Genomic DNA, 15,422 nt, shown 5'->3' on the forward strand with positions numbered 1-15,422 from the left:
GTGCCGGTTTCCCGCCGTACGGTGCTCAAAGGGGCACTCGGACTCTCGATCGTCCCGCTGGCTGCATTCCGCACTGATCACCCACGCGGCCCCGTTCGGGCCGACCCGTTCACGCTCGGCGTGGCATCAGGGGAACCGACCGCCGACGGGATGGTGTTGTGGACGCGCCTGGCGCCCGAGCCGCTCGCCGAGGACGGCGGACTGCCGGCGCGACCGGTCGACGTGGAGTGGGAGATCGCCGCCGACGAGCGGTTCGCGTGGATCGAACAGCGCGGCGTCGTGGCCGCGACGCCGCAGTGGGGTCACAGTGTGCACGTCGAAGTCACCGGGCTGCGGCCCGGCGCAGAGTACTTCTACCGCTTCCGGGCCCAGGGTTTCCTCTCGCCCGCCGGGCGCACCCGGACGGCGCCGCCGCCGGGTTCGCTCGCACCGATGACGATGTGCTTCGCGTCGTGCTCGAACTACGAGCAGGGCTGGTTCACCGCCTATCGCCGACTTGCCGAGGACGCCCCGGATCTGGTCCTGCACCTGGGTGACTACCACTACGAGAACGCCGCACGCGATGGTGCGATCCGCCGCCACGTGGGTGCCGAGACCGTGTCGTTGGCCAACTATCGGCAGCGCTATGCCCAGTACAAGACAGATCCCGATCTGCAGGCCGCGCACGCCGCGGCGCCGTGGCTGGTCGTCTTCGACGATCACGAGCTCGACGACAACTGGGCCGGCGAGGTGCCGGCACGGCCGCAGCCCGACTTCCTGGGACGCCGCGCTGCGGCATTACAGGCCTACTACGAGAACATGCCGTTGCGCGGCTCAGCACGTCCGCACGGTATCGCAATGGCGCTACACCGTCGCGTGGACTGGGGCGCCCTGGCGTCATTCCACATGCTTGACACCCGCCAGAACCGCACCGACCAGCCCTGTAATGATGCGTATCGCAGCGACTGCTCGCAGCGCTTCGATCCCGCCGGCTCGTTGCTCGGTGCGGCGCAGGAACAATGGCTGCTCAACGGTTTTCGACAGTCACGGGCGCGGTGGGACCTGTTGGGCCAGCAGGTCTTCTTTGCACAGATCGACCTGACGCCCGGCGCCGGGCGCGGGTTCAATCCGGATGCCTGGGACGGTTACGTCGCCGGCCGGGAACGGGTCGTGGCCGGGTTGCTGAACTCACCGGTGCGCAACGCGGTCGTGCTCACCGGCGACGTGCATTCGCATTGGGCCGCCGAGGTTCACCAGCGCACGGGCGATGTATCGTCGCCAAGTGTGGCAACGGAATTGGTGACGACGTCGATCTCCTCGGGCGGGGACGGATCGGACACCCGCGCCGACATCGAGGCGATCCTGCCCGAGAACCCGCATGTCCGATACTTCAGCAATCGACGCGGGTATGTCCGCACCCGCATCAGCGCCGACGATGTGCGAGCCGACTTCCGCGTCGTGCCTTACGTGTCGACGCCGGGAGCGCCGGTGCATACCGGCGCGACGTTCACCATCGCCGACCGTCTGCCCCGGCTGCTGTGAGTCAGGCTTTCGGAGTCAGCTTCACGGCCGCGATGCCCAGCCGGTCGACGGCCTCGGTCCATTCCTGCTGCGTCGGCACCCGGCCGTCGGCGAACTTCAGGCCCATCATGCGTTGCGCCTTCTTCGCGCCGTAGCTCGCGGTCAAGCGGTGCGCGACGTCGGTGACTGCGGCGCGGTCGGTGATCAGGACGCCCGTCATGGGCGTCGTCTGACCCTGATAGGTGACCTCGGCGTCGGCGCCGTCGCGGAAGTTGTGCTTCCACTGCGCCTCCAGCACGACGTAGAGGTCGCCGTCGAGATGGTGCGCGCTGACCGGGACCTCGAACTGCCGGCCGGACTTGCGGCCGCGGAAGCTCACGACCATCAACTCGGTGAGCCGGCCGCCCAGCGGCGTTCGCAGGACGCGCCGCAACACCGGGTTGAGCGTGCGCAGGATGACACCGGGCGGGTGCGAGATCTCGATCGCGGCCATGCTTCACCGTAGGACCCCCACCGCCCGACCGGGCACGAAACCACATCCCTGGCTCTCACATCGGCCTACGACGTGGTAAAAATGCAGCACCCAAGAACCACTGGCGGTCATGAACTGCACCGGCCTGCGCACATCGGGCAACGTGACCAAAGCCGTTTACATGCGCCCGGGCAGCACAGGGCAAACATTGACTTAGCTTCAATCGACACACCGATTGGCCGCAGCCGAGGAGAGCACCGGTGAATGCGACACCATTCGGGCACTATCGGCTCCACAAGCTGATCGGCCAGGGCGGGATGGGGGAGGTGTACCAGGCCTACGACACCAAGACCGATCGCACCGTCGCGTTGAAGGTGCTGCCGCACCACATGGCAGCAGACGAGACGTTTCAGGCGCGCTTTCGTCGTGAGTCGCAGGCCGCCGCCGGTCTCAACGACCCGCATGTCGTGCCGATCCACGGTTTCGGTGAGATCGACGGCCGGCTCTATCTGGACATGCGGCTGATCGAGGGCCGCAATCTCGGGACCATGTTGCACGACACCGAGAAGCCACTCGGGGCGGCGTTCGCGGTCACCGTGGTCGAGCAGGTCGCTCACGCGCTCGATGCCGCGCACAGCTCCGGGTTGATCCACCGCGACATCAAACCGTCGAACATCTTGATCACCGGCCGCGACTTCGTCTACCTGATCGACTTCGGGCTGGCCCGTACCGCCGGCGAACAGGGACTCACCACCGCGGGCAGCACGCTGGGCACCTTGGCCTATATGGCACCGGAACGGTTCGAGGGCGGCACGGTCGACCACCGCAGCGACATCTACGCGTTGACCTGCGTGCTCTACGAATGCCTGACGGGCGCGCGGCCGTATCCCGCCGACAGCCTGGAGCAGCAGATCGCCGGACACATGGTCACCGCGGTGCCGCGGCCCTCCGATGTCGACCCGCGTCTGGCCGCGTTCGACGCAGTGATCGCCAAGGGGATGGCCAAGCAGGCAGCCAAGCGTTACCAGTCGGCCGGGGAGCTGGCCGCCGCTGCCCGCCGGGCGCTTAATGCCCCGGTGCGCCGTGCCGGCAGCGCGTCGCGCCACGCCGCCCGCTCGGAGCGCGCGCTGCCGAAGAAGGCGCTGGCCGCCGCGGCGGCAGCGCTGGTGGTCCTGGTGGTAGCGGCAGTCGGTGTGTGGCAGTGGGCGCCGTGGGATGACGGATCACGTTCTCTCGCAACGCTGCCCGATGGCGCCGTAGATTCGGTCGCGGCGACGGTGCCCGACGACATCCGCGACACCGGTCGGTTGGTCATCGGGGTGAACGTGCCCTACGCGCCGATGGAGTTCAAAAACGCCGACGGACAGCTCGTCGGCTTCGACGTCGACCTGATGAATGCGGTCGCGCGGGTTCTGGGATTGGTACCCGACTATCGGGTCACTGCGTTCGAGACGATTCTGCCGATGGTCGTCGACGGCACCTTCAACGTGGGTATGTCCTCGATCACCGACACCCGTCAGCGCGAACGGCTCGTCGACTTCGTCACCTACCTCCAAGCCGGTACCCAGTGGGCGCGCCGACCCGGCACCTCGCTGGGGCCCGCGTCGGCGTGTGGATCGAGAGTTGGTGTGGCGCAAGGGACTTTGCAGGAAACCGACGAACTCCCCGCCAAGAGCGGTCAGTGCACCGCGGCGGGGATGGCGCCGATCGAGATGGTGGTGTTCGCCAGCCAGGATGAGGTGACTGCGGCATTGGTCGCCGGCGAGGTCGACGCGATGTCGGCCGACTCCCCGGTCACCGGCTTTGCGATCAAACTCAGTCGCGGTGCACTGGTGCCGGCCGGGGACGTGTTCGACTCCAAGCCCTACGGCTGGCCGGTGCACAAGGGTTCAGAACTCAGCGAGTCCCTGCGGTTGGCCCTGGAACACCTGATGGACAGCGGGGAGTACCGGGCCATCGCGACGATGTGGGGTGTCGAGCGCGGCATGATCGACCAGCCCGCGGTCAACGGCGCGGTCCGCTAGATCGTTTATCCCCCTCTGCAGCGGGTAAGTCCTTGGGGCCGATGCAGAAGGAGGAGCAGTTGAACAGCGAGGACAAGTCTGCCGAAACGCGCAAGAGCTTTGTCGAGTCCGTCAAGGGCAAGGCCAAGGAATGGGCGGGCGCGGTCACCGGTAACGACTCGCTCACCGCAGAAGGGCAGTTGGAGCAGAAGCAGGGCAAGCAGCGCCGCGCGGCCAGTCAGTTGGCCGCGGAGGCCGACGCCGAGGCTGCGCGGGCGCGAGCCGAGGCCGGCCAAGCCAAGGTGGAGGGTGCCGAGCAGCGCCGCCAGGCGCAGGTGGATGCCGCCGAGGCCAAGGCCGAGATCCGCAGCGAGCAGCTCGCCGACAGGCAGGCAGCCCAGCAGGCCGCCCACCGGGACGCGGCCCGCGAGCAGACCAGCTTCGAGGTTGGCGTGCAACGTCAGGCCGAACAGGAAAAGGCCCAGGAGCGGTCCGAAATTCGCTCTGCCAGCGCTGAATACGGTGAAGCGATCGACGACTACAACGACGCCGCCGAAGACGCGGCACGTATCGAAGCCCACGCTGATCGGCTGCGGAGCCGGGCGGAGAACATCGACCCCACCCCCTGATCTGCCATTACAGGAGTTGACGATGAGAATCACCGATCTACCGCTTGCCGTTCTGCGCCTGCAGTACCGGCTGGCCCGGACTCCGCTGCACCTGATCGAGCGGCAGGTGCTGTCTCGGCTGGACGCCGAGGCGCGGCAGCGGCTGTTCCTCGAACGTGCGCTCGGGGCAGTCGACGCGGCGGCCGGCAGCTTGCTGCGCGACGCTGACCTCGAGGCCGGCGGCCTAGACCGCATCGAGAAGGCCGCGGTGCTGGGCGAGGCCGCTCGACTCGACGACCTCGCCGCTGCGCAGCAGCAGCGGGCTGTGGACAATCTCGTACGACGGCGCGAGCACGCGGCCGACGCGCCCGAACAGGCCCGCGAGGAGGCCCAGCAGCACATCGCGGAAGCTCGGCATACGGCCGAGCAGCGCAAGCAGCAGGTGGCCGAGCAGGCCGCGGTGCGGGCCCAACAGGCGCAAGAGTACGTCGACGGCGAAGCCGAGCAGAGGGTCGCTGCGGTCGAGAAGGCGCGATGGAGCGCCGCGGACCGCAGCAGGGCGGTGGAAGAAGCGAAGATGTCGGCCGCGCAGGACAAGCTCGACGACGCCGCCGACAAGCGGGGTTCCGCCGGCGCGGCGCACCGCGATGCCGAGCGGCTGGACGAGCTCAGCGACGTCGAGACGGCCAAACGTCGGGCGAAGAGGCAATGACTGCCACACCCCCAGACCCTGATCCCATGAACACCCCCAGCGGGGAGCAGGGCGGAGGTGTCAGTCCGGGCGACACCCCGCCTGACTCGGCTCAGACCAAAGCGACTGCCAACGCTGACCCGACCGCGGGTCGAAACCTGAACCCGCGCAATGTCATAGGGATCATCGCCATCGTGGCCTTCGTCCTGGTGTTCGCCGCGGTGGCCGTGCTGTTGATCGTGCAGATCATCGGCGGATAACCGCCTGAGTCAAAGCCAACGTGTTTGCCAGTGGCACCACCGGGGAGTCTCTGCTCGGGCGCTGTCGGTCGCCTGGGTAGGCCGCTCGAATGACCATCAAACCCGAAATCATGGCGCACTAGGGACTTTGGTCATAACTTTGCAGGACCTTTGCCATAAGAGCAGACACTCAGGAATAAAAATTAGCCCAATTTTCATTTAGGCAAACATCACAAGATCAATATTGCGTCTCAGTGCGCTAGTGCATTGCGCCCTCTTCAGGAGGCGGTTCGCAACCCGCTCTGCCGATTAGATTGCAGTTCAAAGCACTTTAGTAGGTGCCGAGCCCGTGCGAGACAACGTGGGCAGGCCGAGCGTACCGCGAACGAGCATTGTCCGTTCTGCGACCGCAGCGTTGGGTGCCAGCAATGTATTTGGGGATTGCTAGATCCGCTATTAGGAGAGCCCTAAAATATTTGCTAGAAATGCGCATTGTGCGGCCATACTCTGATGTTGAGCCCCAAAAGGCCGACACAAACAGAACGCAACACAATTGGGGGTTGTCATGAACACCAACTTTCGCAGAGCCGGAATCGTCTGCGGTGCAGCATTTGCTTCGGTGGCCGTCGCGCTGTCTGCTGCCACAGCCGGTGGAGCCGCCAGCTCCGCACTCTTCGTCGGCGGAATCGGCCAGCCGAGCATGCCGGATATCTTGATGGCTCCGCTTCTGGGCGGCGCATTCAAGGGCCAGGAGCGCGTCAGTGTGCTCTGGCCGGCTCAGGCGGCGCCGTTCTCGCCCCGTGTCGGCAAGACCCTCGGTGCCTCGATCAATGAGGGCACCGTGAATCTCAATGCCGAGATCAAGGCCGCGCTGGAGAGGCTGAACAGAGACGCCGACGGCAACATCCTCAACGGTGAAAAGGTCACTGTCGTCGGGCTTTCCGGTGGCGCGCTGGTGGTCAACGAGGTGTTGCGGGCGTTGGCTGCCGACGCCGCCGCGCCGGGCAGGGATCAGATCACCTTCGTGCTGGTGGCCGACTCGAGCCGGCAGAAGATCATCGACAAGGCCAAGTACAACTCCCGGTTCGAGTACACCTATCAGCCGGCCCCGCAGACCGCCTACGACGTCGTGGTCGTGACCGGTGAGTACGACGGCATGTCCGACTTCCCGGACCGCTGGTGGAACACGCTGGCCGTGATGAATGCCATCGCCGGGTCGATCTTCATGCATGTGCCGTCCGCGCTGGCCGACCTGTCGAAGGTGCCGGCCGGCAACATCACCGTCGACGTCAACGCCCTGGGCGGCACCACGACTCACTACCTGGTTCCCGCTCAGCGGCTGCCGCTGGTGCTGATGCTGCCGTTCCTCGCGCCACGCGAGGCCGAGCTGAAGGCCAAGATCGACAAGGCGTACAGCCGCAATGATGTCAAGGCCGTCCAGGCCAGGCAACTGCGCTCGGTGTCGGAGGTTCCGGCGGTGGTGTCGCAGACCCTGGCGGCCGGTGTCGAGTCCGAGCCGGAGGTCCGGGACGTTGACAGCGGAGCGGCCCAGGTGCCGACTCCCGGCTCAGCAGCGGCAGGCAGCGACGCAGATGCTGTGACCGTCGAAAGCGGTTCGCTTGACGAACCGGCCGAGGCGGACGACCAGGCCAAAACCGAGATCGAGCAGGTCAAGGATCTGGCCAGGGCCGAGGCGCAGACCGCGATCCAGGACGAGACGAAAGCCGAGGCCGGCGGCACCGGCGCGTCGGAGCCGGCGCAAAGCCGACCGCGCAACGACTTGGCGGCGGATTCCTCGGATTCCTCGGATTCCTCGGACTCCCCGGAATAGTCCTGCCGATGTCGCGGGTCACCCCGGCACGTCGACCCGAGCCCGAAACCCCGGCTCTGCGCCGGGGTTTCGTGGCGTGCGCTTCCGGTATGGCCGTCACATAGGGGCCGGGGACAGCTGCGGAATCACGCGCCATTCCAGGAGCTGGGCACGAATTCCGCACCGTTGTCCGACCCCTAACTGACTCTTCGGTAAGAAATGTCCGAACGCGCCCGGCCGGCCCGCTGATCGAGGTTGGATGTACCCCATGGGTGCAGGGGGGTACGTGGGTCGCGTCGGTGGGTTGGCGGTAGCTCTCGGGATCGGGGTGGCGGTGGTGGCGGGCGCAGGTGCCGCCTCAGCCGAGGAGAGCACATCGTCGGCGAGGGGTACCACCGGCACGGCCGCGTCCACCACGTCACAGACCTCGAGCAGCACCGAAACCGCTGATCGGCCGTCCCGAGGAGCCGAAGCCCGGGAGGCGCGGCGCGCGCAGCGCTCCGAGACCGCGCAGACCGATCCGACGAGGTCCACCCGGCTGGCGAAGGCCGTTGACGACGCAGAATCGGTCGCCAAGCAGGACGCTTCCGCCGTCGAGGAAAAGGCGGCCCCGCAGACGCCGGCACAGACGTCCGGGACCGAGCCCGTGCCCGACCTCGAATCGGCAGTCGGTCACGTCGTCGAGGATGTCGAGGCGGACCCCGTCACACCGTCGGCGCCCGAACCCGCCGAGTCAGCACCGCAGGCGGCCCAGGAGCCCGAACTGGTCGAGAGTGCGGCCGGTGACACTGCGACCGTTGAAACCACGACCACCACGCTGGGCAGAACGGCTCCCCGGCGCGCCGCCGTGGACCCCGGCAATCCCGCCGTGCCGGGGCTGGCGTCGATGATGCTGTCGCTGGTCACCGCCGGACGGGAGATCACCGCCGAGGCGGCCCAGCCCGCGCAGGCGCAGGTGACCAGTACCGCCCTCGCCGACGCTGACCTGCCTTACCCGATTCCCACTGACGTCAAGGTCACCGAGGTCACCGCGGTGTTCGAATGGGCGCAGCGGATCCCGGTGCTCGGCCCGCTGCTGGTGACGCCGGTGGTGCGCTTCCTGCACGTCATCCCGTTCGTCGGCGACATCCTGCATCCGCTGATCGGCTGGCCGATCGACCACTTCGCCGACCCCGATGCCCCCAAACCGCGCACCGTGCTGGTCGAATCCTTCGACGGCGCCAAGATTTACGTGCATTTCATGCCGGCGAAGGGACTGCAGGCAGGCCAGGCGGCGCCGACAGTGTTCAGCGGACCGGGACTGGGACTGCCCGGCGCGACGACGCTGGACCTTCGTGTCGACAGCTTCCTGCCCAACGATGTGATCGGCGTTGGTGCGCTGCGCGAGGCCGGGTACAACGTGGTCACCTGGGATCCCCGGGGCGAGTGGCGTTCGCAGGGGCGGATGCAGTTGCAGTCACCGGATTTCGAGGGCCGCGACATCTCGCACATCATCAGCTGGTTGGCCACGCTGCCGGAGGTGGCGTCGGACAACGGTGACCCGAAGATCGGCATGGTCGGTGCCTCCTACGGCGGCGGCATCCAGTTGGCCACTGCGGCCATCGACCCGCGCATCGACGCGATCGTGCCGACCATTGCCTGGAACAGCCTGGTCGATGTGCTGTTCCCGCGAGAGGCGGTGCGCAGCGGCTGGGCCACCCTGCTCACCTCGGTGCTGGTGCTGACGCTGGCGCGGCCGCACGAGCGCATCCTGCCCGCCGCGGTCGTGGGCATCCTGACCGGCAAGGCGTCGCAATCCGACATCGACCTGCTCAACGAGCGGGGGTACACCGACCGGATCGACCAGATCACCGCACCCACGCTGCTGATCCAGGGCACGGTGGACACCCTGTTCACCCTCGGCCAAGCCGACCTGAACGCCAAAGCGCTGATCGACGCGGGAACCACCACGAAGGTGCTCTGGTATTGCGGTGGCCACGGCGCCTGCGTGAGCAGCTACAACAACGGTGACGTGGTGATCGGCCGGACGCTGGACTGGCTGGACCGCTACGTCAAGGGCGAAAACGTCGACACCGGACCGCAATTCGAATGGGTGGACCAGCGCGGGCAGTGGTTCAGCTCCGACACCTACCCGGTGGATCTCGACGACACCCCGCTGGTCGCGGAGGGCACGCAACGCCAGTCGATGGCTTTCGTACCGTTCATCGGTGGCTCCGGTCCTGATCCGTGGATCATCACCCGCGGCCTCATCGCCACGATCCTCGGGCTGCCGTCGGCGACCTACGCCTTCAATGCCGTGAACCTGCGCGTCCCGGAGGTCGCCGAGGTCACCCATGTCGTCGGTGCACCGTCGCTGACGCTGACCTATTCGGGGACCGGCAACGCCAAGCACGTCTACGCCCAGATCGTCGACAACCGGACCGGGCTGGTGCTGGGCCATCAGGTCACGCCGATCCCGGTGCAACTGGACGGTGAGAGCCGCGAGATCACGGTATCCCTGGAGCAGATCGCGCACACGCTCAACCCCGGTCAGTCGGTGACCGTGCAGGTCATGACGTCGGCCTTCAATTTCCTTAACTTCTACTCCTGGGGTGCCATCACGGTGGAATCGATGAGTGTGCGGCTGCCCACCCTGGCGGCCGGCACGGTGGCGCAGGTCCCCGCGATCGCGGCGTAGGTGTAGGCTCGAGCTAGGCCGCGCCTCTGTCACAGCCCGATTCGTCGGACTTGTCCCCGCGGGTCGCGGCCCGCGACGCGATTTCTTCGCGCGGACCACGTACGGCAGGCCCGTACCACTCAAGGACATGTCTTATGGATTCGTCTGAACTGTTTTCCCATCGGCAGGCGCCGCAGGTCACCACTTCGGACCACAACTCCCACGAGCCCGTGCAGGCTCCCGTCTTCTCCGACCAGCCGGGCAAGAACTCCTCCGACGCCTCGGCGTCGTGAACGGGATCGCGCGGTCGCGGCGGGCCTCCAAGCCCGTTCGGGCCACGCTGGCTCGCGAACTCGGCGGCGTGATCGACGGCGCCTGGTGGCCACATACGGCGTTGATCGCCGCGGAACTGCCTGATCTGATCGGTGCTTTGCACCGCACGCTGGGCGAGGTCGTCGACATCCGGATCAACTGGTCTGCCACCGAGGGGCAGCTCGATCTCGAGACGATCGTCACCGGGGCGCGATTGATGCGCAGCAATGATCTGTCGAGGCGTCCACGCCTGATGGTGGTCAAGGGCGTCGACGCCAGCGCGAAACTGATTGTGGTGCCGAGCATGACCTCCCAGGCGCTCGGTTCGATCGTGCTGCGTGTGGCGGCCGGTCTGCCCACCTGGGCCGGCAACGGTGACTCCAAACTCTTCGACACCGCTCAGACGGTGCTGCGCCTCGCCGAGGCCGAAAGCGCCAAGTGGGCAGAGCCCATCAACTCTTAATCAATTGCACGCCAGTATGTTTCGCGGTCACGTTTCCCATACGTGCAGCGGGCGTGCTAGCCTGGCCGAGGGTGCCTGTCGGCATCCATATCACATGAGGAAGTTGAAATAGTATGGCACAGGGAACTGTGAAGTGGTTCAACGGCGACAAGGGCTTCGGCTTCATCGCCCCCGATGGCGACGCGGGTGACGTTTTCGTTCACTACAGCGAGATCAGCGGAAACGGATACCGGTCGTTGGAGGAGAACCAGCGTGTCGAGTTCGAGATCGAACAAGGCAACAAGGGGCCGCAGGCCGTTCGAGTGACTGCCATCTAAGGCAGACCAAGACCTCAATGTGGGCCGGTGAGTGATCTCACCGGCCCACATTTTTTCGTGAAGTGGCATTCACGCGGGTTCTCTGCCTTTCACGCCGCCGAAGAAGATCTCGGCATCCCTCGCGGGACCATCGGAGTAGAGTTGGGGCATCGGCGGGTTTCGCACGCGGCATCCAAGTAGCTCGCGTCGTCGCTGATTCCATATTCGAGTCTTTGAAAAGACTTAGACGGGACCCCGAATGGTGCGTACAACGATCACTTCCGACACCAGCACGCGTGAGGGCGGACCAGAGAACACTCCGCGGCTACGATTAAAGCGCAAGGCAGTTCGCACCGGCCAGGTCGACGGAGCCTGGTGGCCGCATAGCGACGATCTGGCCGGCGAACTTCCGGATCTCCTGGCTGTCCTGGCAGTTCGCATCGGTGCCGCCACCCGGGTGACGTACAACCTCGCCGAATGGGCTGTCCCAGCGCGCAAGGTCCGGATCGGCGGTGGCGTTGTTCGACTCGACGGCTATGTGCGCCAACCGTTCCACACCATCGGTATCACGGGATCCCGGGGTGATGAGATCCTACTGCTGGTCGTCCCGACGGGTAGCGATCCCGAGCATGCGCATTCCGCCATGATGACCGCTGCCACGCCAGAAGACGTTTCAGACGTAGGTACTCTCCTTGCTACTTAACCCATTGAGCTCACCGAAAGCGCTGTGCCTCAGCGCTTCTCGTCGCGCGCATCCGCGGCGCGGGCCTTGGCCGCTGATTTGGCATGCTTGTCCGCGCGCTTGGCCTTGACGGATTTCCCGGACTTCTTCGACATCGATTGTCGCGGTGACTTATCAGACATGACGGCCCTTCATCGTGGGGGCCTGGGGGGACCCGCTCAGATCGACAGTACCCTTCAGCACTCGTTCGAGGGGCTCTCTGCGGGGTGTAGCCTGGATAACGTTGGGGTCCTGGTCAGTCCGGAGTTTGACAATGGGCGTCGATCGAGCCACGGCTTGTGCCGGACGCGTCAACACAAGCCATCAGGCGGGAGTGTCTTGAACACCGTACCTACGTTTGAATCCATGCTGTCACCTGCTGTGGCCCAACGTATTCCGCAACAAGCGGTCAGCTTCGCAATCCTGGGTGCCTATCCACCTAGTCAGTGCGGCGCGGCGCGCTTCGCTGATCTGCTCTCGGATGCATTGGTTCTGCGCGGTTCTGATGTCGGCGTAGTGCGAGTTGCCGACTCAGCGTCGTCATCGCCGAACGCCAGGGTCATCGGCGAACTTGTCAACGATTCCCGGCCCTCGCTGGCGGCGTGCGCAGAACTGCTCAATCAAAGTGATGTCGCACTGATCCAGCATCAGGACGGAATCTACGGTGGCGTGCACGGTGCGGACCTTCTCGAGGTCATCGCCACACTCGAGGTGCCGTCGGTGGTCGTCCTGCACACGGTCCTGAAAGCCCCCGAACCACATCAGCGGTGGGTGCTCGAGCGGATAGCCGCCACCGCCGACCGGATCGTGGTGATGTCCGAGGCAGCCAGGGAGCGACTATGTCGAGACTATGCGGTCGAGAGAACGAAGGTCACCACGATTTCCTACGGGGGTACCGTGCCGGCCGGCCCCAGGCTCAAACGCGGGAGCAGGCCGGTGCTGTTGACGTGGGGGTTTCTCAGGCCCGGTAAAGGCGTGGAACGAGTGATCGATGCGATGAGTTCGCTGCGTGACGTGCCAGGCTGGCCACGGTACATGGTGGTGGGCCCGACACACCCCGTGACATTGTCCACCGATGGTGAGACTTACCGGGATGCGCGTATCGCACAGGCCCAGCGCGCCGGCGTGGCCGACTCGGTGGATTTCGATGACCGGTCATATTGCCGGTCGGCTTTGACAACGTTGATCCAATCGGCCTCTGCGGTGGTGCTCCCGTACGACTCGACGGACCAGGACACCTCCGCCATCCTCGTCGACGCACTGGTCAGCGGTAGGCCGGTCGTGGCCACCGCTTTCCCCCACGCGGTCGAGTTGCTGCAGGGTGGGGCTGGAATCGTGGTCGACCATGATGACCCCGACGCGATGGCCTCGGCGCTGCGCCGGGTGCTTACCAAGCCACGATTGGCCGGTGCGATGGCTGCCGAGGCCCGACGCCTGGCGCCGACTATGGCCTGGTCGGCGGTGGCCGACAGCTACGTGCAGTTGGGACGTCGGGTGCTCGCCGAGCGGCGTGCCCGCCTACAGCGTTCCTCCAGCCTGGAAGCGCCCGCGATCCCAGATTGACCCTTGTCACGAGCGTCATTACGCTGGACAGCACGCCGACGAACTAGCGCGGTCTCTCGATTTTGGCTGGTGGTCCGCTTCCGTATCCGGTTCTCACCGTGAGCCCAGATCTGCCATCCGGACACATCGACAGGGAAACCTTTGGCCATCGCCGACATCGCCGCATATGCCCATCTGACCGACGAGGATATCGAGTCGTTGGGCTACGAACTCGACGCCATCCGGCACGACATCGAGGTATCGCTGGGAGCGCGCGACGCGACCTACATACGGCGCACGATCGCGTTCCAACGCAGCCTCGACCTGGCCGCGAGGCTGCTCCTCAGCGTCAGTCGGTCACGGGCCGGATGGCTGGTGGGCACTGCGGCACTGGCGTTCGCAAAAAGCGTCGAGAACATGGAGATCGGTCACAACGTCAGCCACGGACAGTGGGATTGGATGAACGATCCCGAGATCCACTCGAGCACCTGGGAGTGGGACATGGTGGCAGTGTCGGCGCAATGGCGCTACTCCCACAACTACCGACACCACGTGTTCAACAACATCGTCGGCGTCGACGATGACCTTGGTTTCGGCGTGATGCGGGTGACCCGCGACGAACAGTGGAAGCTCGAGCACCTGATCCAGCCGATACGCAACATGCTGCTGGCGGTGATCTTCGAGTGGGGTATCGCGCTGCACGGTGTGCACTCCGAACGCGACCGAGCAGCCGGAGATGTCGAACGTGTCTCTCTTTCTCGGAGAACCCTGGGGCGCAAGATCGTCCGGCAGGTTGCCAAAGATTACGCGTTGTGGCCGGCGCTCAGTGGAAGGCGTTGGCGCAGAACGCTGGCCGCCAACGGCATCGCAAATCTCGCGCGGAACCTGTGGGCCTACGTGGTGATCTTCTGCGGGCACTTCCCCGATGGCGCCGAGAAGTTCAGCCCCGACGTGCTGGTCAACGAGACGAGGGGGGAGTGGTACCTCCGGCAGATTCTCGGCACTGCGAACTTCAAAGCCGGTCGCCTGCTAGCCTTTTCGAGCGGCAATCTCTGTTATCAGATCGAGCACCACTGTTTTCCCGAGTTGCCGAGTAATCGGTACGCCCAGATCGCGGTTCGGGTCCGAGAAGTGTGTGAGAAGTACGGACTGCCCTACACCACTGGCTCACTGCCCTACCAGTACCTGCTGACGTTGCGCACCATTCACAAACTCGCGCTGCCTGACACACTGCTCATCGCAACAAGTGACGATGCTCCAGAGACGGCCTCGGAAAAGAAGTTCCGGTGACCAGGTGCTCCGCGGCGCCCTCGACGAAGGCGCGTGGTAGGTGGAGTTTTCCGTCCTTGGCGCGTCGCAGGTCGACACGATGATCCTCGTCCACGAGAAGCTCTCCGCCGCAATCGAGGGCCGACACGGAGCTGATGCGGCCGATCGGTTGTGCGAGGCCTGTGTGACGCTGTTCAAGATCGATGCGGCGGCCATCTCGTTGGTTTTCGACGGCGCCAACACCGGTACCCTCGGACGCAGTGACGCACAGGCAGCGACCTATGACGAATTGCAATTCGTTGTCGGCGAGGGCCCGTGCCTGGAGACGGTCGCTCAACGCGCCCCGGTCCTGGTGGCCGACCTTGCCGACCCCCTCGAACAACGCTGGCCCCTCTACGGGCCCGCCATGATCCAGCTCCATATCCGCGGGGTGCACGCCATGCCCATCGTCGTCGCCGGAGAGTACATCGGCGCACTCGACCTCTTCCGCGTACGCCCCGGCGCGCTCTCCGACGAGCAGCTGATCGGCGCGGCCATCGCTGCCGAACTCGCCGGCATCCCCCTGCTTGACCTGCTCGACACCGACCTGCGCGCCGCGGCCAGCGACCCCAACAGCACGGCGTGGGTCGAACTGAACGCGCTGTCACGTGCGGAGGTCAGCCAGGCTACCGGGATGCTCGTCGCGCAGCTGTCCATCGAGCCCACCGAAGCCCTCCTGCGGCTGCGCGCCCACGCCTACGCGACCGGCCGCGGGGCCAGCGACGTCGCGCGCGACATCCTCAACCGCCGGCTACACCTGGAGGCCGAGTGACCAATTCAAGGAAGGCTCCGGGAAGGAGA

The 15,422-nt window shown here is 65.7% G+C and carries 16 protein-coding genes; 14 read left to right on the plus strand and 2 right to left on the minus strand.

Annotation, left to right across the window (positions count from 1 at the left end; translation table 11 throughout):
• Complete coding sequence (locus tag KXD98_RS03375) at positions 1 to 1,521, plus strand: alkaline phosphatase (RefSeq protein ID WP_260761877.1); 1,521 nt, start codon at positions 1 to 3, stop codon at positions 1,519 to 1,521.
• A 1-nt stretch (position 1,522) separates the two neighbouring features.
• Here KXD98_RS03375 and KXD98_RS03380 read toward each other — a convergent pair whose 3' ends face one another.
• Positions 1,523 to 1,993, minus strand: a complete 471-nt coding sequence (locus tag KXD98_RS03380) for a hypothetical protein (RefSeq protein WP_260761878.1) — start codon at positions 1,991 to 1,993, stop codon at positions 1,523 to 1,525.
• 239 nt (positions 1,994 to 2,232) lie between these two features.
• On the opposite strand from KXD98_RS03380, the gene KXD98_RS03385 reads away from it, so the two are divergent.
• From KXD98_RS03385 to KXD98_RS03430, 10 genes are all read left to right on the plus strand, one after another.
• Positions 2,233 to 3,996 carry a bifunctional serine/threonine-protein kinase/transporter substrate-binding domain-containing protein gene (locus tag KXD98_RS03385; RefSeq protein ID WP_260761879.1) on the plus strand — a complete coding sequence of 588 codons (1,764 nt, stop codon included), beginning with the start codon at positions 2,233 to 2,235 and terminating at the stop codon, positions 3,994 to 3,996.
• Between the two features lie 59 nt (positions 3,997 to 4,055).
• Positions 4,056 to 4,604, plus strand: coding sequence for a CsbD family protein (locus KXD98_RS03390; protein ID WP_260761880.1), 549 nt, complete (start codon positions 4,056 to 4,058; stop codon positions 4,602 to 4,604).
• A gap of 22 nt (positions 4,605 to 4,626) precedes the next feature.
• Entirely contained in the window at positions 4,627 to 5,295 is a 669-nt protein-coding gene (locus tag KXD98_RS03395) for an IF2 family translation initiation factor (protein WP_260761881.1), read from the plus strand.
• Between the two features lie 26 nt (positions 5,296 to 5,321).
• Positions 5,322 to 5,534 carry a DUF6480 family protein gene (locus KXD98_RS03400; protein WP_313901263.1) on the plus strand — a complete coding sequence of 71 codons (213 nt, stop codon included), beginning with the start codon at positions 5,322 to 5,324 and terminating at the stop codon, positions 5,532 to 5,534.
• 544 nt (positions 5,535 to 6,078) lie between these two features.
• Positions 6,079 to 7,344: a PE-PPE domain-containing protein gene (locus KXD98_RS03405; RefSeq protein WP_260761883.1), complete on the plus strand. Its 1,266-nt coding sequence runs from the start codon at positions 6,079 to 6,081 to the stop codon at positions 7,342 to 7,344.
• Positions 7,345 to 7,591: 247 nt separating this feature from the next.
• On the plus strand, positions 7,592 to 10,000 hold the full coding sequence (locus KXD98_RS03410) for a S9 family peptidase (RefSeq protein WP_260761884.1): 2,409 nt from the start codon (positions 7,592 to 7,594) through the stop codon (positions 9,998 to 10,000).
• A gap of 134 nt (positions 10,001 to 10,134) precedes the next feature.
• The gene (locus KXD98_RS03415) at positions 10,135 to 10,272 is read left to right on the plus strand and encodes a hypothetical protein (protein WP_260761885.1); all 138 of its coding nucleotides are present in this window, start codon (positions 10,135 to 10,137) and stop codon (positions 10,270 to 10,272) included.
• Positions 10,269 to 10,754: a DUF5994 family protein gene (locus KXD98_RS03420; RefSeq protein WP_260761886.1), complete on the plus strand. Its 486-nt coding sequence runs from the start codon at positions 10,269 to 10,271 to the stop codon at positions 10,752 to 10,754. The genes KXD98_RS03415 and KXD98_RS03420 overlap by 4 nt, the downstream gene beginning before the upstream one ends.
• 113 nt (positions 10,755 to 10,867) lie before the next feature.
• Positions 10,868 to 11,071 carry a cold-shock protein gene (locus tag KXD98_RS03425; RefSeq protein WP_260761887.1) on the plus strand — a complete coding sequence of 68 codons (204 nt, stop codon included), beginning with the start codon at positions 10,868 to 10,870 and terminating at the stop codon, positions 11,069 to 11,071.
• 238 nt (positions 11,072 to 11,309) lie between these two features.
• Positions 11,310 to 11,753, plus strand: a complete 444-nt coding sequence (locus KXD98_RS03430) for a DUF5994 family protein (RefSeq protein ID WP_260761888.1) — start codon at positions 11,310 to 11,312, stop codon at positions 11,751 to 11,753.
• Between the two features lie 29 nt (positions 11,754 to 11,782).
• Here the strand turns inward: KXD98_RS03430 and KXD98_RS03435 are convergent, their stop codons facing one another.
• On the minus strand, positions 11,783 to 11,914 hold the full coding sequence (locus KXD98_RS03435) for a hypothetical protein (RefSeq protein WP_260761889.1): 132 nt from the start codon (positions 11,912 to 11,914) through the stop codon (positions 11,783 to 11,785).
• A 223-nt stretch (positions 11,915 to 12,137) separates the two neighbouring features.
• Here KXD98_RS03435 and KXD98_RS03440 point away from each other — a divergent pair, with 223 nt between their 5' ends.
• The 3 genes from KXD98_RS03440 to KXD98_RS03450 all read left to right on the plus strand — a co-directional run bounded on the left by KXD98_RS03440 (position 12,138) and on the right by KXD98_RS03450 (position 15,393).
• Entirely contained in the window at positions 12,138 to 13,334 is a 1,197-nt protein-coding gene (locus tag KXD98_RS03440) for a glycosyltransferase (RefSeq protein WP_260761890.1), read from the plus strand.
• A 141-nt stretch (positions 13,335 to 13,475) separates the two neighbouring features.
• The gene (locus KXD98_RS03445; protein ID WP_260761891.1) at positions 13,476 to 14,603 is read left to right on the plus strand and encodes an acyl-CoA desaturase; all 1,128 of its coding nucleotides are present in this window, start codon (positions 13,476 to 13,478) and stop codon (positions 14,601 to 14,603) included.
• A gap of 79 nt (positions 14,604 to 14,682) precedes the next feature.
• Positions 14,683 to 15,393, plus strand: a complete 711-nt coding sequence (locus tag KXD98_RS03450; RefSeq protein WP_396883092.1) for a GAF and ANTAR domain-containing protein — start codon at positions 14,683 to 14,685, stop codon at positions 15,391 to 15,393.
• Positions 15,394 to 15,422: the final 29 nt, after the last annotated feature.

This window comes from Mycobacterium sp. SMC-4, from assembly GCF_025263265.1.
Lineage (GTDB): Bacteria > Actinomycetota > Actinomycetes > Mycobacteriales > Mycobacteriaceae > Mycobacterium.

Excerpts from the sequence above, each read along its gene's own strand:
- KXD98_RS03435 (WP_260761889.1), bottom strand. The coding sequence starts at position 11,914 with ATGTCTGATAAGTCACCGCGACAATCGATGTCGAAGAAGTCCGGGAAA.
- KXD98_RS03410 (WP_260761884.1), top strand. The coding sequence starts at position 7,592 with ATGGGTGCAGGGGGGTACGTGGGTCGCGTCGGTGGGTTGGCGGTAGCT.
- KXD98_RS03400 (WP_313901263.1), top strand. The coding sequence starts at position 5,322 with ATGAACACCCCCAGCGGGGAGCAGGGCGGAGGTGTCAGTCCGGGCGAC.
- KXD98_RS03425 (WP_260761887.1), top strand. The coding sequence starts at position 10,868 with ATGGCACAGGGAACTGTGAAGTGGTTCAACGGCGACAAGGGCTTCGGC.
- KXD98_RS03430 (WP_260761888.1), top strand. The coding sequence starts at position 11,310 with ATGGTGCGTACAACGATCACTTCCGACACCAGCACGCGTGAGGGCGGA.
- KXD98_RS03450 (WP_396883092.1), top strand. The coding sequence starts at position 14,683 with ATGATCCTCGTCCACGAGAAGCTCTCCGCCGCAATCGAGGGCCGACAC.
- KXD98_RS03405 (WP_260761883.1), top strand. The coding sequence starts at position 6,079 with ATGAACACCAACTTTCGCAGAGCCGGAATCGTCTGCGGTGCAGCATTT.
- KXD98_RS03380 (WP_260761878.1), bottom strand. The coding sequence starts at position 1,993 with ATGGCCGCGATCGAGATCTCGCACCCGCCCGGTGTCATCCTGCGCACG.
- KXD98_RS03415 (WP_260761885.1), top strand. The coding sequence starts at position 10,135 with ATGGATTCGTCTGAACTGTTTTCCCATCGGCAGGCGCCGCAGGTCACC.
- KXD98_RS03395 (WP_260761881.1), top strand. The coding sequence starts at position 4,627 with ATGAGAATCACCGATCTACCGCTTGCCGTTCTGCGCCTGCAGTACCGG.
- KXD98_RS03440 (WP_260761890.1), top strand. The coding sequence starts at position 12,138 with ATGCTGTCACCTGCTGTGGCCCAACGTATTCCGCAACAAGCGGTCAGC.